Raw genomic sequence first — 21432 nt, forward strand, 5'->3', positions numbered from 1 at the left:
CTAAATTAATTATTGAAAAGCTACACCTATTGTCTTTTGTTAGTAGTTTAAGGCAATGGGGTGTAGTTTTTTTGCATAACATATCGAAATTTCGTCATATTTTAAACTATAGACTATACATTGCCAAAATTCGATGATTATTTAGCATATCTATGATACTATATATGTATAAAGGAGGTCATCGTATGGACATTTATGTAATTATGCAAGTTATTATTTTATTTGGTGCGCATTGCTGAAAGTATTTTGCGTAAAAATCCTAAGCATATCAACTATTTGGCACCAACTGTTACGTATTTCTTAACTATTCTAGCGGGTACTGGTCATACAGCATTCTCTATGATTCCAGTAATCGTAGAGGTGGCGAAAAGTGAAAACATTAAGCCATCTGTGCCATTATCTATCGCCGTTGTAGCAAGCCAAATTGGTATCACAGCGAGTCCTGTATCGGCAGCAGTAGTTGCTATGAGTGGGTTCCTTGAGCCATATGGTGTTAACTATCCTACATTGCTCGCCATCTGTATTTCCACAACATTTGTAGGGGTTATGATTACGGCATTTATCATGTCTACCTTTGCGAATAATGATTTATCTTCTGATCCAGTGTATCAAGAACGTTTGGCGGCAGGTCACGTGGCGCCACCTCGTGAAAAAAGCACTGATTTCCACTTAAAACCTGGTGCAAAAACTTCAGTATTGATTTTCTTGATTGGTATCATTTGTATCGTATTCTACGCAACAGCAATTTCCAAAAACATTGGTATTATTAAACCAGTTATCTTTGGTCGAAATGATGCTATCATCGGCTTTATGATGATTATTGCGGCTGCTATCACATTCTTCTGTAAGCTTGATACAGCAGAACTTGTTAATACAAGTACATTCAAATCCGGCTTATCCGCTTGTGTCTGTGTACTAGGCGTAGCATGGTTGGGTGATACCTTTGTAAAAGGTCATATCCCTGAAATCAAAGCGCTCGCTTCTAGCATGGTAACAGCATATCCGTTCCTATTGGCGGTAGCGTTCTTCTTTGCAAGTACATTGTTGTATAGTCAAGCGGCAACTACGCAAGCTTTGGTACCAGCTGTAATTCTAGCTCTCGGTATTACACCAGAGAACACAGGATCCGTTTATATTATTATCGCATCCTTTGCAGCTGTATCTGCACTCTTTGTATTGCCTACATATCCAACACTTTTGGGGGCTGTACAAATGGACGATACGGGCTCTACGCGAATCGGTAAGCTTGTATTTAACCATCCGTTCTTTATTCCAGGCGTACTTGCCATCGCCATTTCTGTAGCACTCGGTTTCGTAGTGGCTCCGTTGATGCTGTAATTGGTGAAAGCTAAATAAGGTTAATATAAAATATATTTTAAAACTAAAAAGGACGTAACTATCAGTTGCGTCCTTTTTGTTGTTTAAACATTAGTTGTCTATTTTCTACTTCTTGTTTTTGCACTTCTTACAAATCCCTGCGATCTCAAGGTGATGTTCCGTTACAGTAAATCCTGCATCGTTAAGTTCTTGTGGCATTTCTACGACGGGACAGGCATGGAGCGGTATCATGGCACCACAGCTCGTACATACAGCATAGTGTCGATGTGTATGAGGGGTAATTTCATAATATGCCATCTCACTACCCATGAGCGTGGTACGTGTAACGATACCCTTAGTTTCTAATAGTTCAAGTGTACGGTAGATAGTAGACATCCAAGTAGTACTACCATTACCTAAGCGTTCTGCGATTTCAAGGGCTGTAATAGGTTTATCTGTAGTTGTTAATACAGACCAAATGGCTTCGCGCTGTTTGGTCTTTTTTATGCCTTCCGGCCAAGCTGTTGTATTCATAACTCTTTTTCGATTCTGTTTTAATACTAAAACTGTTATACACTTGTATAGTTAGATGATTTATATGGCTAATAATATATCAAATATACTATCGGATTTAGTTAGCTGTATTTTTTTATTTAATTAATTATATTATTCTAACTAGCTATGTTGTTTATATCTAAACATATTAATGATTGTTTTAGTTTATTTGCTAAACTGCACGCGTCGTATGATAGCTCGAATATTCTTAATGACTAATACTACTAGTAAAATACCTACCGATGTTAGAGACACGAAGCCACCAGGAGCTACGTTAAGGAAGTAGGATCCAAAGAGTCCAATGATCATAGCGAGCAAGCTAAATCCAATGGAGCATAATAAAGTTATTTTAAATCCTTTTTCTAATTGTAATGCAGATGCTACAGGTAACGCAATCATGGCACTCAATACGAGGACACCAACAATTTTAATAGAAATTGATACGGCCGCAGCCATTAAGATGGCAAAGATATAGTTAATAAAATCTACCTTAACACCTGCTACACGAGCGGCCTCTTCATCATAGGCGATGTAAAGAAGTGAGTTGTATAGGAAATATAAGGTGAGTACAGATAAGACTGTAAGCACAGCAATACTAATCATATCGGTTGCGTTTACCGTTAGGATGCTACCAAAAAAGAATACATTTGCATTAGCCTTTAGTTTGCCTGAGCTAATAAGCGTAATAGCTGTACCAATGCTGAGGGATAAGATTATAGTAAGAATCAAATCGAGATGGTGTGAAAAATATTTTCGCAAGAACTCGATGAGTGCACCGCAGATAGCAGTAAAGATAAAAGCCCCTAAAATTGGATTAGTATTCGTCAATAAACCTAGCGTAATACCTGCTAGAGATGCATGACTCATGGTGTCTCCAATCATACTGGAACGGCGTAGCACCATGAAGATACCAATACATGGACATAAAAGAGAAATACAAATCGCTACGAAGAAGGCATTTTGCATGAAATCATAATTAAACATGGTGCACCTCCTCAATTGTGGTATCATCGTCCTGAGCCTGAGCCTGAGCCTGAGCCTCTGTTGTTACATTTGTGAAACAGGAGCAGTTTTTGTGATCTATTGGATTGCGACCTGTACTGTGCATGATTTCACTAGCATATTGCTCAGGGGAGCAAAGGTGACCTTGACCATTTGCAATATGGTAGATATTGGTAGAGTTGGCGAGAGCCATTTCGATATTGTGCTCAACAGAGATAATCGTAATATGGTGCTCTTGGTTCAAATTGCGAAGTAGAGCATAGATGCCCTCTTGGCTTTTTCTGTCGATACCCGTTGAAGGCTCATCGAGAATGATAAGATCTGGCTTACCGATGAGGGCACGGGCGATAGATACACGCTGAGCTTGTCCACCTGAAAGTTTACTGATGAGACGGTCTTTAAATTCCGTCATATGGGTAAGCTCTAATACGCGATTGACTTCCTGCTTATCCTTAATCTTTAAAAGTTTTCGGTAGGAATCGAGGATTTCTTTTACCGTAATAGGAAAGCCTGCGTGAGAGAAGTCATTTTTTTGAGACACATACCGAATATTATTGGTGCTTCGCTTGATAGCACCTTTTACAGGTGTAAGAAATCCTAAAATGAGGCGGAGCAAGGTACTTTTACCAGACCCATTGTCTCCTACGATGGATATATAATCACCGCTGTGAATATGTAGATTAAGGTCGTTCAACACATAAGGAGGTTGACCTTGATAGGAAAAATAAAGATGTTCTATTGATAACATATGAAAACCACATTTCTGATTGACAAAATTCTAAGTAAGTTTATACTATAACTATATTACAAATGCAACTGAGTCGCAACTGCAACTAAAGAATGGAATATATTCTGTATTGGCATAGCGATCAGGATTTTACAAAGGAGGACTACGATGATCAAGAAACTGATTTTGTTAGTTGTAGGTATTATGATGGCTGCTTTATTTGCAGGTTGTGGCAACGATGCACCGAATGCACAGAAGGAGCAAGCAGGTAAAAAAATCCAAGTGGTAACAAGCTTTAATGCAATGGCTGAGTTTACAAAGGCTATTGGTGGTGACAAGGTAGAGGTATCTACTATTATACCAGATGGCGTGGAACCACATGATTTCGAGTTGAAACCTGAAAATATGAAACAATTGGCAACAGCTCAAGTATTTGTATATAACGGTTTTGGTATGGAGCCTTGGGCAAAACAAGCTATCGAAGCAGCTAAAAATGATAAACTCGTATCTGTTGTAGCTACTGAAGGTGTTGAAGCTATTAAAAATACTGACCCAGAAGAAATTAAAGAACATGGTGCAGAAGATCCTCATGCATGGTTATCTTTGAAAAATGCTAAAATTGAAGTGAAAAATATCAAGGATGCCCTTGTAAAAGTTGATCCAGCAAACAAGGATTATTATGAAAAGAATTATACTGAATACATTGCTAAATTAGATGCAATGATTAAAAAATATGAAGAGCAATTCGCTAAAGCTCCTCATAAAAACTTTGTTACAGGCCATGCAGCGTTTGCGTACCTATGCCGTGACTTTGGTTTAGAACAAAATAGTGTGGAAGATGTATTTGCTGAAGGTGAACCTAATGCAGCACAATTGGCTAAACTCATCGAATACGCTAAAGAAAACCATATTACTACTATCTTTGCAGAAGAAATGGCTAGCCCAGAAGTATCCAAAACTTTGGCACAAGAAGTAGGAGCTAAGGTAGAAACAATTTACACTATCGAAAGTAACGAAGATAATAAAACATACTTAGAACGTATGGATGAAAACCTTACAAAAATTGCAGCATCTTTGCAATAAGATAAACGAAAGAGCAGCCCTAAGGGCTGCTTTTTTGCGTTATAATAGGCTAAAATAATATCTTCAAAGTTAGATTATATAGTATAATATATTATCTTCAAAGTTAGATTATATAGTATAATATATTATCAGATTAAATAAAAAGGAGACTTGATATGGTTATCATTAATAAATCAGGGGTTGCTGATGAAAGGTCTTGACCATGATTATTATTTTGAAGGGAATCAATTAATTAAAAGTGAAAAGTTATAAGGTATAGTATTATGAATGGTTTGTTTGGTTTATATATAGAAAAATGGATGCATTTAGTGACCATAAAAAATATGTTACTACTTGCTGTGGGATCATTAATTATAACTGACTTAGGTTTATACGTATTAATGTTGATTTTTCCAAAGAGTCCTTTTTTTAAAACTTTTATTTGGGAGATCATAGGTCCTGTAGAGCTAGAGGCGCTTCCTATTATTGGATATATACTTGGAATTGTAGCCTTTGTTCTTGTAACTTCTGGTATTTTATATGGTATTTTTAAAGTTTTTAAGGGGCAGGTTACCTATAAGCAACTAGTGGCAGACTTACTTTTGAATAGCTGTATTGCTAGTTGGATTCATTTAATTTTTGTACTTATTGCGGCACCTGTTTATCTTTTCTTAGATTTACGTATTCGTGGTGGTTCGGGTGGATTAAGAACCATGGAACTAGTTAATGTTTTTATTATGGCACAACTCATGTCTAAGCAATTTGGCCTAAATCCTTGGATAACGGGTATTTCTTTTTACATAGTATCCTTCATCTTTGGTGTGGGAGGTATAATGTTGTCCATGACGGTTTAAATATAGTTTGTGTTACGATTAGAAAAATATAGGTGTTTTGGAGGTTTTATGGAAACAAAATGGTATTCAGATATTTGGCAGCTTATGGTAGCTCCCTTTAAACGTGGTATTCCACAGATCGTAGAACATGGATCTTGTCGAAAAGGGTTCTATGCTACAGCAGCTTTGGCATTAATGTCATTCGTATTTTCAAATATTCTACCTGCTCTTGTGGGTATGATATTTGTAGATAAACTTAATGTTGCACTTACTGGTGCGGCTGCTCTTTCTGGGGTCGGCATATTAGGCCTAGCGGTTGGCTTGCTATTTGCTTTTATTGGTATTGCTATTTATTCTGCTATTTTTTCTTGGGTCGCCAATAAATTTGATGCGAATACTACATATGAGTCTGTGTTAAAGATCATGTGGTATGAACAAGCTTATAATCAGATTATGGGTCTAGTATATTTCATTGGCTTTCTATTACTATCATTGCCATTTTTGTTGCTACTAGGATCTAATCCTGATTCTACAGTAGGTAGTATCGTATGGATAATTATTATTATATTCGCAACGATAGCTTTTGCAGTCTATACATTCTGGATATGTTTAACATTGTTAAGTTGCCAAATTAATAAATCCCGTTTAGCAACTTTTGGCATTTCTATTATTACGAGTTTAATTCCCATAATCGTTTTAGGTATCTTGATTGGCATGATAGCACTTGCTACTTCCAGATAATTACATAACATGAAAAATATGAAAGGGGCTGTAACAAAACAGCCCCTTTTTTATATTTTAAAGGAATCGCAATTAGAATATGGTAAAACCACATTCTTTTATAGGCTCTTTTGTGCTATAATGATGAACGGAAAATGAAAAAGAACTATTTTTTATAGTTCCTTTTGGTGTGTTGTATGTTATAGTATTTAAACTTGAATGTTATGTATGTATATTGTGTAAAAGGTGGTGATACTTATGATGGTAGGTTTAATGCAGTTTATCTATCGTTTATTAAACCCTATTGAAGAGAATAATCCTCGTATGTATCACTTTGATATTGCCTATGGGCAACTCATAGGAATGTTGCTATTAACACTTATATGCTATCAATTTACTATTGTAGGTGAAGGCGTATATTTAGATGCTATACGTGCGTTTATACGTAATTCTTCGTTATTGGTAAGGTGGGAATCGCTATCTCTTCCAGTCGGTCAACATGAAATACAACTTTTTTTGGAACAGATGGGTAGTCCTAGAGAATTTTGGAATATAGGTCGCTTTGCATGGGTAATCGGAAAAGTAATTCTCATGGCATGTATCATTATAGTCTATGCGGTTGCTCAACAGCGTAAATTCTATGTTCGAACTGTTACAACCGGTATTTTGCATATCATGTCATTTGCTCAACTTGTTGTGGCACTGATTACTTTTACAGCAGGGATTATGCTGATTCTAACTTCGGTACCATTAATACTGCAAGCGATCATTGGCTTCTGTATGATTGTGCTATGTATTTTAAGTACCGTATTATTGTTACAAACTATGGGACGTATTGCGGGAGCATGTATTAATGGGACCCCTTATGAAGGTCTGATTCTAATGTTGATTGCTCTTTTGGTAGCACACGTGTTTGAATGGGTTTATATGTTGACTCGATAAAATACATATGATATATCTAGGATGAGCTATGACTCGTCCTTTTTTACTAGTTTTAAACTAAAAGGAGCATTTATGACATGGTATAAGGATATATTACATTTATTTACCAAACTTAGCGAACAATCATTTCAAAATATTATCAATTACGGATCTCATACGAGAGCCATTCTGAATCTAGTTGTATCTACTATTGTATTATATATAATGACCTATAGCTTACCGTTTATGGTAAAAGTTATATCTCCATTGCTTGGGATTAAACGGATTACTGGGTTAACTCATTTTGATTTAGTTAGCACTCTAGCAAGTTCTACATTCTTGATTTTTCAAATTATCATCGGTTCATTCGTCATATGGCGCTTACTTATTTTAGTGGGTGGACATGGTACGTATAGCGGCGTGCTGCGCAATTATATATATGGCATAGCTTATACAAATGCACTTCGCACGGTTGTCTTAGTATTAGTTCATATACTAGGGATTATTTTCTTCTCGCTATCCCTTCAAAAATATGTTGGAGATATGGCGTATCTTATTACGATGTTTAGTCAATATTATGCTGTATTTATTGTAGCATTATTATCTGTCTCCATATTACCTCAATGGATCCGCTTTGTTCACACCCTAATCAAATGATGTATTGTGATAAGACCTAAAAACCGCAAGATAAAATTCTTGCGGTTTTTTTCACTCTATAAGTTGGGCTTCATAGTATTGTAATAATAGCGCCACATTATCTTCGTCGTATTCGATTTGTTGTGACCATCTTGCAATTTGCTTTAAGGGCTGCCCCTCTAAGGCGCTAGCCATAAGTATATAGTCAGTACCATCCTTTGCATAAGCTAAGATAGATTCCAAGGAATGGTCTGATAGCATATCAATTTGGCGATACAATATATATTGGTACACTTTGTTAAATAGGCTCATATCCTCTTGCTGTATATAGGTCTGTACGGATGCGGCGAGTTGGTCTAGTTTACTAGATAATGTATTAACCTGTGCAGTCCAATTTTCATCGATGGGTTCCGTTTTTTTATATAGGTCTAATAATTCTTTGAAAGACTGTTTTGTGGGATTTGGCGCATATTGGAATAGATTAGAATCTAGATCAAGGGCCAATAATTCAAATACATTCTGAAGTGTTAATCGCTCCTCAGAAGTAAATTCGTTATCGTCATCCTCAATTGTAAAGAGGAGGGAGTCTACCGTTTTATTTTGGGCTAATAACTCAACAGAGGCTTCACAAGATAAACCGACTCCACATAGCTCTAAGTCTTCAATATATTTATAAAAGCGCGGATGCATATGGCAGGTGTCGCAAAGTCCTTCTTCGCCCAATTCGAGTACAACCTTACACAGTCCATTTTCATTGAGTAAGGGGCACATAGGTTGTGTTTTGGAAAATACGAAATGACTACCTTCGTCATCAACCGTGATGGCTTGTTGTAAACTTTCACCAAGAGAACCTGTCATGGAATGATAACGTTCAGCAGTATGTTCATCTATATCGATGGTCCACAGCTGACAACATGTATTTTCGCATCGATTGGCCTTGCATTGAAATTCGTGATATATAGTGGGGTAAATTGAAATCATAGTTAGCTCACATGTAGTTACAAAAATGAATCTATGTGCATTGTATCATAGGGTGCAGGTACATGCACTAATTATATAAATAAAGATTATAAACCGTGTTGATTTAGTGTATAATTGTATATATATTGTTATGATAACTGTTTGAGATATGGAGGAACCAATGAGATCATTTTTTGTAAAAGGTAGCCTTGTATTGGCCTTGGCAGCGGCATTTGGCATGCCAAATGCAAGTGCAGCCCCTTTAGTAGCTGTAGAGCCAACTGTGGCAGTTGTTGATGGCAACCATGCGGCAATTGTAGGTGCTAATGGTTTATTAAATGCCTTTATCCAAAATCATCCAAATGCTGGAATTACGGAAATCGCCTTTGATGCGGATGGAGGTCAAATTAAGTATGATGTAGAAGGTTTTGATGAAACTGGCAAATATGAGTTAACGTATATCTATGCTACTAATCAAATCTTTGAAAAACGCGAAGGGGACTTCCATAAATCGTTAAAGAAAAAATCTTTTGATCCACGAGAAATTTTACCTCCTGCAGCAGTGGTGAACTTTGCTTATGCCCAAACAAAAGGCAAAGCTGTGAGTCTCAACGAATGGGCTGTGCGCTATGATAAAGGTAAAATCGTGTACAAAGTTAGCTTTGGTACAGAAGATAATAAAGAGGTACATGTACGTATGGATGCAATGAACGGTAAATTGCTATCTGTTAAATTTGACGACTAATATATGATTGACTAGTTATTATATCTTAATAGTGCTTAGTTATTTTATTCTGAATATAATAATTAAATACATTAATACTGTTTTTCTTAAAAAAATAACTAGTATTGAAGTATTTTTTGTGAAAGTTTGCTCATGAATGTGAATTTTTAGATATCAATACGTGTATTTTGAAAGCCGTTTATCCCTTATATATGGGGTAAACGGCTTTTGACATGTTATTCATGGAATTTTTAAGTATAAAGTAAATCCCATAGGATTTCATAGGAATTATATATAAATTCATTCTAAACTCACTATAAAATAAGCATTTAATGGTTCTTCTACATTTTGACTTCATAGACTATCGATAGTATGTGTACCAGTCGAAAGACAAACTCAACTATATCTGAAATTTCCAAACTATATATCTACAAGTCCATGCTAGATATATGTTTTGGAACTTACATGATGATATTGAGTTGACTGGAAATATACATGCGTAAAGTTGCATGTAAATGAATTAATAAGGAGGACAAGATGAAAAAATCTATTTTAAAAAGTAGTATTGCTTTAGCAGTGGCTGGCGTATTTGGTGCCACTGTAGCTGTAACAGCAGCTGAACCAGTAACTCCAATGCCTGTTACACAAGAAACAGCGAGTGCAGCGACTCCAGCACAACCAGTTACTGATCCAGTAGTTCCTACTGTAGCGGTGGCTCCAGATGTGGCTACTACTGCAGTTGCACCTAAAACTCCGGTAGCTCCTGTAGCAGACGGTAATCAAGTAGGTACCGCAGTTCGTAATACTACACCAGTTCCAACAGCTACACAAGATGTTAAAACACCAGTAGCTCAAGAAACTGTAGTACCTAGTACAGAAAATCCTGCAGCAGCAGTTCCTACTATTGAAACTGCATCTGTAGCTAAAGCTCCTAGTGAAACAAGAGTAGTACGCGGTGGCGATAAAAAATCAGAATCTGTAGCAAAGCATGATAAAGAAGTTAAAAATACTAAAAAAGCTGCAGTAGACAAAGCGCCTAAAGTAAAAGTTGTGAAAGACGAAAAAAAAGCTGATAAAGAAGAGCCTACTAAAGAGGAAAAAAAAACTCTAAAAGTAGAAAATCACAACCTAGCACAACCAATCAGCAAGAAGGCGTAGTAGACCAAAATAGTATTTTCGTAGTTGGTGCTAATTATTTAATTGACCAATTCGAAAGTAAATTTGGAAACTCCAAAATCACTAATGTATCCTTCAAAACTCAAGGTAAAACTGCCATCTATGAAGTAGCTGGTTTTAATACTAGTGGTGCTCATTCTATGACTCTAGATGTGGCTACTGGTAATGTAACGGATGGTACTCCTAAAGCATATGATGCATCTATGGAAGCTAGTGCTATTGATGCTGGAACAGTAATACCTCCACATGTGGCAATTAATGCAGCTTTCGTACAGTCTGGCAAGGTAGTGACTGGTATTAATGCGTGGTCTCTTGCTAATCAAAATGGTAAACCACTATATACCATAGAATTCCATGATGCACAAAATAAACCGATATCCGTTGTATTGGATGCTAAAACAGGGACGGTAGCAAAATAAGTTGATCTCCTATTCTATAGCGCTGTAAAGCAAACCCTTTCAAAAACGAACACTAAGCACTCAAAACTATACACACATAACATAAATACACTTACACACACATACACAACACACAAAAACACACAAAAACACACACAATAAACAACACACACAATAAACAATTACACACAGCCCTCTGGATTGGATAGATAAACATTGACTCTCTCCTATGCCATCTATCGTTCAGAGGGCCCCTTATGAATTGTGGTTCCCTCCGAATCATAAGATTATATACTTGGTATATATACTCTCTCTCACAATAAGAACGTAACTGCTTTACAGCACGCTAGGTATAGGAGAGCAAGAAAGCCCGTATCACATGTAGAATTCTACATGTGATACGGGCTTTCTTTATTTTACATAGGTTAAATATATTGTCGTGGTACGCGCTCTGAGAATCCACAAAAGATCTCATAAGGAATTGTGGAAGCAAGGGCTGCAATTTCTAAAGCAGAAATGCTTTCATGACCTTGAGACCCTAGAAGCACCACCTTATCGCCAGGCTTTACCGTGATTGTATCCGGAACAGAAACCATGAATTGATCCATACAAATACGACCTACTACGGGACAACGAGTGCCATGAATCAGTACGGTGCCCCGATTGGATAAACTACGAGGGTAGCCATCCGCATAGCCTACAGGGATAGTAGCAATTGTCATTGGTTCAGTTGTGATATAGGTAGATCCATATCCAATGCCTTCGCCAGCAGGGATATGTTGTACATGAACAACTTCACTATGGAAAGATAAAACAGGTTTTAAGCCCAATCGATTTGGCACATCAAGAGATGGCATGATACCGTATTGAATAATACCAGGACGAGCATCTGTGAATAGACTATCTTTGACAGATAAAAGACCTGCACTGTTGGCGAGGGAGAAACGGTAATCTGCTTCTGGACGGAATGCTCGTATTTCATCTACCATGCGATGAAATTTTTGCGTTTGGCTATGGGCGTGTGATTGATCCGCCGCATCAGCATTGCTCATGTGAGAGAAGAATCCGTCTATTTCCAAATTTTCGTAGGACTCAATGCGTTTGATAAACTCAATGGCATCCTCAGGCTTGATACCGATGCGATGCATGCCTGTATCAACGGCAACAGCAACGCGAATAATCATGTCGTGATTATCGGCTACTTTATTGAGTGATTCCAAGTCGGTAGATTCACAAACGGCAGGAATCGAATTAGTGTCTGCCACAAGTTCAAAGGATTGTGGCCTTGTGAGTCCTAATAAATAAATAGGTACCATAATACCTGCATTGCGAAGTGGTACGGACTCCTCTGGAATAGCAACGGCTAAGGATTCGTAACCTTCCTCCACGGCAATACGCCCCATCATAACACTGCCGTGGCCGTAGCCATTGGCCTTGATGACAGCTGTAGACGTACTCCATTCAGGTAAACTATCTTTAATTTTACGCAAATTCTCGCGAACGAGACTTGTGTTTATGGTCAAATAGGTAGGTCTCATTGTATTCCTCAATTCTATATAACATTACTTTTATTTTATAACTTTTGGGGAATTACACAATACTTTTGTGAAAGTTATATACAGAAAAATGAGTTTTACTTTGAATTTTATAGGATTTATACATATATTATATACAATAATTGTGAAAGTATACTAATTAGTTGTGAAAGTATATTAATTGGTATAGGTAGTTGATATATAATAGAAGTTATTTTAGTATAAATTTATATAAATAATAGTATAATTTATATAGAAGTAGTATTACATATATTTAAAGCTATTCAATTTAGGAGGTTCTCATGAGCGAACGTGTAGTAGTGGTAAATGCAGGCAAAATGAATTATGACCATGCATTGGATTTCTCCATATTATCTAATGATGTGCAGGTCTACGAAGATAGTACGAATGCTGAGCTTATTGAACGGATTCAAGGTGCTCGTGTTGTGGTTACAAAAGAATTGCCTGTAAGTGCCGATCTGCTTTCACAATTTCCTGATACTGTAGAGCTTATCGTAGAAGCAGGTACTGGCTATAATAATATTGACCTTGACGCAGCAAAGAAAAAGGGCATCACTGTGTGCAATATTCCTGCGTATAGCACAGAGCGTGTAGCACATACGGTGATCATGATGATCCTCAATTTTGCATCTACCATGCAGCAACAAATTGGTATGCTGGCTAAAGGTAATCGCAGCAATTTCACGAAATACCTTCAAGTGAGCCATACAGAAGTGAATGGTAAAACCTTAGGTGTTGTCGGAGCTGGTCACATCGGTATGGAAGTCATCAAAGTTGCAAAAGCGCTAGGCATGAACATCTTAGTGCATACACGTACACCAAAGGCTGATGGTGATGGCATTCGTTATGTGAGCCTTGATGAATTGCTAGCTAATAGTGACTATATTTCCTTACATTGCCCGCTAAATGACCAAACTAAACATCTTATTAATAAAGAAACAATCGGTAAGATGAAACCTAATGCGGTCATTGTGAATACGGGTCGTGGACCTCTTATTAATGAAAGGGACCTTTGTGAAGCATTAGCCGCTAAACGCATTGTTGGAGCCGGTCTTGATGTACAGGAGGTAGAGCCTCCTGCAGAGGATAGTCCTCTCTATACACTAGATAACGTCATCATTACTCCGCACATGGGTTGGAAAGGCCTTGAAACACGTCAACGCTTGGTAGGCATTATTCGAGATAATGTACAAGCCTTCTTTAAGGGGGAACCAATCAATGTTGTATCTTGATAAATTTTAAATAATTATATAATAGGTTCTATAACGGCATGGAAGTAATTGTCTAATTCTGTAGGCGATTCTTTCATGCCGTTTTTTACCCACCATAACACCATTTCCACAAAGCTACCTGAAATATGATTAATAATAAAGTCATCCGGTAGATTTGTATTTGCTTTACGGTCTTGGTTGATAAAATATCCTTGTACCAACTCATTTAGATGATCCCTGAAATAGCGCAAAAAGATTTCGTTATTATCACTAGCTAGTAGTTCGAGGATTTTATTTTCATTTTGCTGTAAATGTTGTAATAAATGACCAAATACTGAGACAGGGTAAATACTTTGTTGATACAGCCCATGAGCATGCGGTAAGTGATTAATACTATCTTTTATATGTAAAAATAAGTCTTCGCAGAGTGCTTCTAGCAATGCTTCTTTTGTGTCGAAATGAGCATAAAAGGTGGTGCGGCCAATGTCTGCGGCACTAATGATTTCTTGAACGGTGATTTTGTCATACGCCTTATTAGATAATAATTTGTTAAAAGCTATAAATATGGCTTTACGAGTTTTTTTCTGTCTACGATCCATAATAACTCCTGTCATTCTTTAAGTACAGAATAGCGTATATGTTCCATAATGAACATATACGCTGTTTTATATATTGTATTAATACCATAGGTTGATACAATTAAAATGAACAAGGTGTTCGCTATTGTAATTATTGTACTGTAAGTATAGTTGTAATTCAATTCATATTGATTGGGAAAGTCTGATAAGGGGATTGCCATATGGTACATCGAATACATGATATATTATCTGGTTTATATATGACGATTTTAGCGGGGCTATTTTTACTGCTTGATGGAATTCCGCATTTGATAGAAGAGTTTTGTGGACAGAGACTATTTCAAAATATAATCCCTTTTGAACCTTCCTGGATTACCGTTATTATTTGTGGTTTTCCTCTTGTATATTTATCTATACGAAGGATTATATATAATAAGGGGATTAGTAAAATCTCGTCAGCTTTATTGATTTCCATGGCTATGTTTGCGGCCATTGCTATTGGAGATATATTTGCGGCTGGTGAGGTCGCCTTTATTATGGCTTTAGGCGCTCTCCTTGAAGAAGCAACTACGGAGCGAGCAAAAAAAGGGTTAAAGAAGTTAATTTCATTAGCACCTGTTAAGGGTCGTAAAATACAAGATAACAAAGAAATGATGGTTCCTGTAGAGTCTATACAAAGTGGTGATTATTTACGAATCCTTCCGGGCGAAACGATGCCTGTAGATGGACGCATTATTAATGGTGAAACAACGGTAGATCAATCTATTATGACAGGAGAGTCTATCCCTGTTGATAAAACAATTGATGATGATGTATTTGGCGGAACGATTAACTGTTTTGGTGCCATAGATATTATAGCTACCAAAGTGGGCGAAGATAGTTCTATTCAAAAAATGATTCAACTTATTAAAAATGCGGAACAGAAACAGGCTCCGATTCAGCGTATAGCTGATATTGTTGCTAGTCGATTGGTTCCTATTGCATTGATGATTGCATGTATAGGCTATTTAGTAACTGGTAATATCATCGTCGGTGTTACTGTGTTGGTTGTGTTTTGTCCTTGTGCATTGGTGCTTGCTACACCTACTGCGGTTATGGCCGCTATTGGTCAAGCTACTAAACATGGCGTTATTATTAAATCTGGTGAAATTCTTGAAACTATGGGAAAAGTAGATACCATGGCATTTGATAAAACCGGCACATTAACACGTGGTCAGTTATCAGTTCAATCTATTTTAGCCGTTGATACAGATTATAGTGAGATTGATATTCTTCAATTAGCTGCATCTGTAGAGGCTAAGAGCGAACATCCTATTGGCAAGGCTATCGTTTCTCATGCCATAGAGCAAGATTTAGAAATACTTGATACTACTTCATTTACGATGTCTGTAGGTAAAGGGATTATAGCCGTAATAAAAGGTCGGGAATTATATTGTGGAAATGAACGATTTCTTGAAGAGCATAATATTATTGTATGTGATTCTATTCAAAAAGCCATTAATGTATATCGAAGTGAAGGAAAGGTATCTGTCATTATTGCAGATAAAGAGCATATTATAGGTATCATTACATTATCTGATACAATGCGAAATGATGCGATAAATATGATATCTGCTATCTCAAGCTTAGATATGACAACAGTATTACTTACTGGTGATAGTAAAGAAGCAGCTACATATATTGGAAAGAAATCTGGCGTTTCCGAAATACATGCGGAGCTTTTACCAGGAGAAAAAGTAAGTATTATCGAATCATTGCAAGGGAAACATCATAAGGTTTGTATGGTTGGCGATGGAATTAACGATGCACCGGCTATGAAGACTGCTGATGTGAGTATTGCAATGGGGACTATTGGTAGTGATATTGCCATAGAAACAGCAGACATTGCTTTGATGAGTGATGACCTTAGTAAAATTCCTTATATTAAACGATTATCAGATGCTACGATTAAAACTATAAAATTTAGTATTGCTTTATCAATGGTCATTAATTGTATCGCTATTATTCTCTCATTGCTTGAGGTTTTGACGCCTACTACAGGTGCATTAGTGCATAATGTGGGATCTTGTTTAGTGGTCCTCATCGCTGCCCGTTTGTATGATAGAAAGTTTATTTAAATGCAATAAGAGCCGTCCCCGGTTGTATGGGGGCGGCTCTATTGATTAGGGCTATCATAGATCAAGTCTTGGTATATATATTTATATATATCAAGGGAGGTAGTTATCCTCAAACTTGATTATGATTGATGTTGTGTTTTGATGGGACTCCACCAATGGCGTCTATAGGCCTTGATGCCTTCCACCACGGTTCTTGTCGCTTTAGCTGCAATATCTTTCGTTGCAGCTGGGATGCCCTCTAGGCGATAGGGAATACCTAACTCCTTATATTTAGCAATACCCATAACGTGATAAGGTAAGCAATCAACGGCTTGTAAATTTTTCAGAGATCCTAGGAAAAAGCCTAGACGATAGTGACGATCGGCATTATCTGTAATCGTAGGGACTACTACGTGACGAACCCAAATCGGAACTTCCACGTCTGCCGTCAATCGAGCAAACCCGAGAATGGGCTCTAACGGTTTACCCGTTAACCATAAATGCTTGGCTGGATCGATTTCCTTAATGTCTAGGATGACGAGACTAGTTACACTGAGTAATTTACGGTATGCCACCTCTTGGTGGGGGTCAAAACAAATTCCACTTGTATCTAAACAGGTATGGACGTTTCTTTCACGGAAATATGTGAAAAGCTCAATAACAAAGTCGATTTGCATAAGAGCTTCCCCACCTGTGACGGTGATACCACCATTAGTATAAAATTGGCGGTTACGTTCGTACTGGTCCCATAATTCCTTTACGGTCATGAATTTAGCATTATCGCTAGTTTCATCCCATGTATCAGGATTATGGCAATAAGCACAGCGCATGGGGCATCCTTGAAGAAATACCACCATGCGCATGCCTGGACCATCAACCGTACCCATCGTTTCAACCGAATGAATACGTCCAGTCATAGGAAACCTCGATTAGATACGTTGATGGAATGTACGGGAAATAACTTCGTCCTGTTGTTGTTTTGTCAATTTGTTGAAGTGCACCGCATAACCGGATACACGAATCGTCAATTGAGGGTACAACTCAGGATGTTTTTGAGCGTCTAACAATGTTTCACGAGTAAACACGTTAACGTTCAAATGATGGCCGCCCTTTTGGGAATAACCATCCAATAACTCTACCAAGTTATCAACTTGTTGGTTGCTCATGGGTATAACCTCCTTTCAACCAAGACTAACACTCGTATCGGTGCCGGTGAAAGCAGTCCGATACTGTGGAAGATTTTATTTATCTTCCTTTATAGTAACATTTGGTTCGCTGCATGCGAAGTTTGTATTGCTGTTAGGCAATTGAGAAGGGTCTAACTCAATATCAAAATCGCTGACGGAAACAAATGTTTCACCAGATTTACCTAATGCGTCCGGAATGATAGAGAAGGTATTAGAAATACCATCGGAGCAATCACGCCATGGCATTTTAGCTACGGATGCCAATGAAGATACGGCACCGTGAGAATCACGACCGTGCATTGGGTTCGCGCCAGGAGCGAAAGCTTCGCCAGCTTTACGGCCGTCTGGAGTAGAACCTGTAGCAGTACCATATACTACGTTGGAAGTAATTGTTAACAAGCTCATAGTAGGAACGGATTGACGATATGTAGGATGTTTACGAATTTTGTTCATAAATGTGGAAACAACTTTTGCTGCCAAGCTATCTACACGGTCATCATCGTTACCATATTTAGGGAAGTCGCCTTCGATTTCGAAATCAACAGCGATGCCATTTTCATCACGAATAGGTTTTACTTTAGCATATTTAATAGCGGATAAGGAGTCTGCTACTACGGATAAACCAGCGATACCAGTTGCAAACCAACGAGTTACCTTGCGGTCATGCAAGGCCATTTCTAGTTTTTCATAAGCATATTTATCGTGCATGTAGTGAATGATGTTTAATGCATTTACATATACGCCTGCCAACCATTCCATCATGTCGTCGAATTTTTCCCATACTTCGTCAAATTCTAAGTATTCGGAAGTGATAGGGCGATATTTAGGACCAATTTGTTTCTTCAACTTTTCGTCAACACCGCCATTGATTGCGTAAAGCAAGCATTTAGCCAAGTTGGAACGAGCACCGAAGAATTGCATTTCTTTACCGATACGCATTGGGGATACACAACATGCGATTGCGTAGTCATCACCAGAGTTAGGACGCATCAATTCATCGTTTTCGTATTGAATGGAAGATGTTTCGATGGATAATTTCGCACAGAAACGGCGGAAACCGATAGGCATGCGAGGGGACCACAATACAGTGAGGTTTGGCTCTGGAGCAGGGCCAAGGTTAGTCAATGTATGTAGGTAACGGAAGGACATCTTGGACACCAATGTACGGCCGTCAGTACCCATACCACCGATGGATTCAGTGGTCCAAACAGGGTCACCTGTGAACAAATTGTTGTATTCGTGGATACGTGCGAAGCGAACCATGCGCAATTTCATGATGAAATGGTCTACGAATTCTTGGATTTGTTCCTCTGTGTATGTGCCGTTGCGAAGGTCTCGTTCCGCATAGATATCGAGGAATGTGGAGTTACGGCCGATGGACATAGCAGCACCGTTTTGCTCTTTAATGGCACCAAGATAGCCGAAGTAAATCCATTGCATAGCTTCACGAACATCCTTAGCTGGTTTGGAAATATCATAGCCATAGGACGCTGCCATCTCTTTCAATTCTTTCAAAGAACGGATTTGATCTTGTATTTCTTCACGGTCGCGAATGACATCCTCTAGCATGTCACCCATTGTGATGCTAAATTGTTCTTTTTTATCTTCAATGAGATAATCAACACCGTAAAGAGCGATACGGCGATAGTCACCGATAATACGACCGCGGCTGTACGCATCTGGCAAACCAGTTACAATATGAGCTGTACGTGCAGCACGCATTTCTGGAGTATATACATCAAATACGCCATCATTGTGAGTTTTGCGATGTTTCTTGAAGAAGTCCTCTGTTTGCGGATCCATTTTGAATCCGTATTCTTCGATAGCGGATTTTGCTGTGCGCAAGCCACCATATGGGAACATAGCGCGTTTCAAAGGTTTGTCAGTTTGCAAACCAACGATTGTTTCAAGGTCTTTGTCGATATATCCTGGCGCATGGGCAGTAATGTGTGTGGCCACAGAAGTATCAGCATCGAGCATGCCGCCTTTTTCACGTTCTTCTTCATAAAGCTTCATTACTTGTTCCCACAATTTTGTTGTTCGTTCTGTAGGACCAGCAAGGAAGGAATCGTCCCCTTCATAGGGAATATAGTTTCTTTGAATAAAGTCGCGTACATCAACGGCTTTATCCCACACACCTGTGTTAAAATCTTTCCATGCAGTATGTTGCATTTTGCACCTCCATAAAAGGATATAACTATAGATTTCTATGCCTATAGTGTACAATGTTTGTCACAATTCCACAATGAATAGATGATATAGATTTTCAATACATACTATGCGATTTTGTGAAGTATCTCATAAACTTCCATAAGCTAAATTGTTTGAATACACCAGTATATATAGATTTGTATGAGTTTTTGCTTTTTGTGATTTTATTTAATGTATATATAATAATATGAAATTGCATATCAATATTGTTAAGAAACCTTGGATACCGATTTTTCAATAATATTGGATAGCTTATATTTGTGCATAGTTCAAGCGGTCGTTTACATCTTGTATAGAATTAGCCTGTAAGTCTTTATAAATGCCACATATATTGCGATGCTACGGAACGTTGCCAGCCAGGAAAACAAGCGTTTCTTTTCTACACTGACACTATATACTATACTCTGAGCAGCTCTTGTTGAAGAGTAACTGATATTGCCTAAAATAGGAGGTCACATTATGGATTTTAATGAAAAATTACGGGAGTATAGAAAACAATCTGGATTATCTCAAGGGAAATTAGCGGAAACGCTCAATGTGTCGAGACAGGCCATAACAAAGTGGGAATCGGGCAATGGGATGCCGGATATTTCAAATTTAAAGGCCCTTTCAGGTGTATTCAATGTCTCTGTGGATGAATTGCTTTCAGAAGAAGCGGTTAAACCTCGATATCCTTATGAAAGTATTGTAGAATACGATATCGATGAGATAAAACATTTCGACATTAAACTGGGTTCTGTTAATCGCGTAAAAATGAGAGCTGGAGAGGGTGAGAAGATAAAGGTTCAACTGGTCAGTGATACTATTGAAAATTTGACGGAACTGGTGAAAGTAAAAATCGATGATATCAAAAGGCGTATCGATGTGGATGTAAATCGTTCCAAATCCTTATCTGAAGAGCTTGTAAAAGAACATCTGTCGATTTTTATAAATTTGTCTGAAAAATATATGGGAGATACGGAGTTAGCGACCCATTGTGAAAAACTGGAGCTATTTGATATTATTAGTGAAAAGTTTGAGCTAGATGGAGAGGCTAAAGAAATTTATATTGCCGGCGGTAACAGTCATATAGAGTTGGATAACAACTCTCCAATGGAGATATATGTAGCGGATTATACGGGGCGAATTGATGTGAATCAGATATCGGCGAAATCTCGGCTGCATGTCCCTCACGAGTATGCTTTCAAAGCGGTGAAAAAAGGTATTCGCACTAAATTGCTCTTTGAAGATCGTGGACATCTTGTAGACGATTTTTCTGTGTCTGAATCAGAAAATCAAATTGAAATTAATGGAATCAATAGTGAACTTACAATAGTCAAGTTAAGTGAATAGTTGTATTAATTATATGGACATATTTGCTACATAGTTTTCATAAAGCGTTATTATTTGTTCCAACGACTTTGTTACACATTTTGTAGATCCCATAAGGAAGAAATCATCCCCTTCATAGGAATAAAAAGTATGATTTAATTTATTGTAGTGTTAGGGGTATATTATGGTACTATTGAGATAGTGTTATTAAGCTATAAAACATGTAGATAACATGATCTTGGTAGAATGAA

At 37.6% G+C, this 21432-nt stretch carries 21 protein-coding genes; 12 read left to right on the forward strand and 9 right to left on the reverse strand.

The window, feature by feature from the left end:
- Positions 1 to 225 precede the first annotated feature (225 nt).
- Positions 226 to 1338 (forward strand): anaerobic C4-dicarboxylate transporter, encoded by a 1113-nt coding sequence (locus VPAR_RS01180; RefSeq protein WP_012863821.1) that lies wholly within the window; start codon positions 226 to 228, stop codon positions 1336 to 1338.
- A gap of 105 nt (positions 1339 to 1443) precedes the next feature.
- Here VPAR_RS01180 and VPAR_RS01185 read toward each other — a convergent pair whose 3' ends face one another.
- The 3 genes from VPAR_RS01185 to VPAR_RS01195 form a co-directional block, all read right to left on the reverse strand.
- Complete coding sequence (locus VPAR_RS01185; protein WP_012863822.1) at positions 1444 to 1851, reverse strand: Fur family transcriptional regulator; 408 nt, start codon at positions 1849 to 1851, stop codon at positions 1444 to 1446.
- A 186-nt stretch (positions 1852 to 2037) separates the two neighbouring features.
- Positions 2038 to 2856 carry a metal ABC transporter permease gene (locus VPAR_RS01190; RefSeq protein ID WP_012863823.1) on the reverse strand — a complete coding sequence of 273 codons (819 nt, stop codon included), beginning with the start codon at positions 2854 to 2856 and terminating at the stop codon, positions 2038 to 2040.
- On the reverse strand, positions 2849 to 3622 hold the full coding sequence (locus VPAR_RS01195) for a metal ABC transporter ATP-binding protein (RefSeq protein WP_012863824.1): 774 nt from the start codon (positions 3620 to 3622) through the stop codon (positions 2849 to 2851). Before VPAR_RS01195 ends, VPAR_RS01190 begins: the two co-directional genes overlap by 8 nt.
- Before the next feature lie 147 nt (positions 3623 to 3769).
- Here VPAR_RS01195 and VPAR_RS01200 point away from each other — a divergent pair, with 147 nt between their 5' ends.
- From VPAR_RS01200 to VPAR_RS01220, 5 genes are all read left to right on the forward strand, one after another.
- Complete coding sequence (locus VPAR_RS01200) at positions 3770 to 4684, forward strand: metal ABC transporter substrate-binding protein (protein WP_012863825.1); 915 nt, start codon at positions 3770 to 3772, stop codon at positions 4682 to 4684.
- 263 nt (positions 4685 to 4947) lie between these two features.
- Positions 4948 to 5517, forward strand: coding sequence for a hypothetical protein (locus VPAR_RS01205; RefSeq protein WP_012863826.1), 570 nt, complete (start codon positions 4948 to 4950; stop codon positions 5515 to 5517).
- Between the two features lie 48 nt (positions 5518 to 5565).
- Complete coding sequence (locus tag VPAR_RS01210) at positions 5566 to 6237, forward strand: hypothetical protein (RefSeq protein ID WP_012863827.1); 672 nt, start codon at positions 5566 to 5568, stop codon at positions 6235 to 6237.
- 237 nt (positions 6238 to 6474) lie between these two features.
- Positions 6475 to 7158: a hypothetical protein gene (locus tag VPAR_RS01215; protein WP_012863828.1), complete on the forward strand. Its 684-nt coding sequence runs from the start codon at positions 6475 to 6477 to the stop codon at positions 7156 to 7158.
- A 72-nt stretch (positions 7159 to 7230) separates the two neighbouring features.
- Positions 7231 to 7794 (forward strand): hypothetical protein, encoded by a 564-nt coding sequence (locus tag VPAR_RS01220; RefSeq protein WP_012863829.1) that lies wholly within the window; start codon positions 7231 to 7233, stop codon positions 7792 to 7794.
- A gap of 51 nt (positions 7795 to 7845) precedes the next feature.
- On the opposite strand, the gene fliB is transcribed toward VPAR_RS01220, so the two are convergent.
- Complete coding sequence (gene fliB, locus VPAR_RS01225) at positions 7846 to 8754, reverse strand: flagellin lysine-N-methylase (RefSeq protein WP_012863830.1); 909 nt, start codon at positions 8752 to 8754, stop codon at positions 7846 to 7848.
- Between the two features lie 160 nt (positions 8755 to 8914).
- Here fliB and VPAR_RS01230 point away from each other — a divergent pair, with 160 nt between their 5' ends.
- The 3 genes from VPAR_RS01230 to VPAR_RS01240 all read left to right on the forward strand — a co-directional run bounded on the left by VPAR_RS01230 (position 8915) and on the right by VPAR_RS01240 (position 11052).
- Positions 8915 to 9478, forward strand: coding sequence for a PepSY domain-containing protein (locus tag VPAR_RS01230; protein WP_012863831.1), 564 nt, complete (start codon positions 8915 to 8917; stop codon positions 9476 to 9478).
- A gap of 516 nt (positions 9479 to 9994) precedes the next feature.
- On the forward strand, positions 9995 to 10615 hold the full coding sequence (locus tag VPAR_RS01235) for a hypothetical protein (protein WP_012863832.1): 621 nt from the start codon (positions 9995 to 9997) through the stop codon (positions 10613 to 10615).
- Between the two features lie 158 nt (positions 10616 to 10773).
- Positions 10774 to 11052 carry a PepSY domain-containing protein gene (locus VPAR_RS01240; protein WP_042466672.1) on the forward strand — a complete coding sequence of 93 codons (279 nt, stop codon included), beginning with the start codon at positions 10774 to 10776 and terminating at the stop codon, positions 11050 to 11052.
- A 404-nt stretch (positions 11053 to 11456) separates the two neighbouring features.
- Here the strand turns inward: VPAR_RS01240 and alr are convergent, their stop codons facing one another.
- Positions 11457 to 12569 carry an alanine racemase gene (gene alr, locus VPAR_RS01245; RefSeq protein ID WP_004697849.1) on the reverse strand — a complete coding sequence of 371 codons (1113 nt, stop codon included), beginning with the start codon at positions 12567 to 12569 and terminating at the stop codon, positions 11457 to 11459.
- Between the two features lie 299 nt (positions 12570 to 12868).
- On the opposite strand from alr, the gene VPAR_RS01250 reads away from it, so the two are divergent.
- Positions 12869 to 13819, forward strand: a complete 951-nt coding sequence (locus tag VPAR_RS01250; RefSeq protein ID WP_012863833.1) for a 2-hydroxyacid dehydrogenase — start codon at positions 12869 to 12871, stop codon at positions 13817 to 13819.
- 14 nt (positions 13820 to 13833) lie between these two features.
- Here VPAR_RS01250 and VPAR_RS01255 read toward each other — a convergent pair whose 3' ends face one another.
- Positions 13834 to 14397: a TetR/AcrR family transcriptional regulator gene (locus VPAR_RS01255; protein WP_008603003.1), complete on the reverse strand. Its 564-nt coding sequence runs from the start codon at positions 14395 to 14397 to the stop codon at positions 13834 to 13836.
- Between the two features lie 239 nt (positions 14398 to 14636).
- Here VPAR_RS01255 and VPAR_RS01260 point away from each other — a divergent pair, with 239 nt between their 5' ends.
- Positions 14637 to 16493, forward strand: a complete 1857-nt coding sequence (locus VPAR_RS01260; RefSeq protein ID WP_257000598.1) for a heavy metal translocating P-type ATPase — start codon at positions 14637 to 14639, stop codon at positions 16491 to 16493.
- 119 nt (positions 16494 to 16612) lie between these two features.
- On the opposite strand, the gene pflA is transcribed toward VPAR_RS01260, so the two are convergent.
- The 3 genes from pflA to pflB all read right to left on the reverse strand — a co-directional run bounded on the left by pflA (position 16613) and on the right by pflB (position 19831).
- Positions 16613 to 17389: a pyruvate formate-lyase-activating protein gene (pflA, locus tag VPAR_RS01265; RefSeq protein WP_004693958.1), complete on the reverse strand. Its 777-nt coding sequence runs from the start codon at positions 17387 to 17389 to the stop codon at positions 16613 to 16615.
- A gap of 12 nt (positions 17390 to 17401) precedes the next feature.
- The gene (grcA3, locus tag VPAR_RS01270) at positions 17402 to 17638 is read right to left on the reverse strand and encodes an autonomous glycyl radical cofactor GrcA3 (protein ID WP_004693956.1); all 237 of its coding nucleotides are present in this window, start codon (positions 17636 to 17638) and stop codon (positions 17402 to 17404) included.
- A 75-nt stretch (positions 17639 to 17713) separates the two neighbouring features.
- The gene (gene pflB, locus VPAR_RS01275) at positions 17714 to 19831 is read right to left on the reverse strand and encodes a formate C-acetyltransferase (protein WP_012863835.1); all 2118 of its coding nucleotides are present in this window, start codon (positions 19829 to 19831) and stop codon (positions 17714 to 17716) included.
- Between the two features lie 498 nt (positions 19832 to 20329).
- Here pflB and VPAR_RS01280 point away from each other — a divergent pair, with 498 nt between their 5' ends.
- A complete protein-coding gene (locus VPAR_RS01280; RefSeq protein ID WP_012863836.1) occupies positions 20330 to 21202 on the forward strand; it encodes a helix-turn-helix domain-containing protein in 873 nt (290 codons plus the stop codon).
- Positions 21203 to 21432 lie beyond the last annotated feature (230 nt).

The sequence above is a fragment of the Veillonella parvula DSM 2008 genome (assembly GCF_000024945.1).
GTDB lineage: Bacteria > Bacillota > Negativicutes > Veillonellales > Veillonellaceae > Veillonella > Veillonella parvula.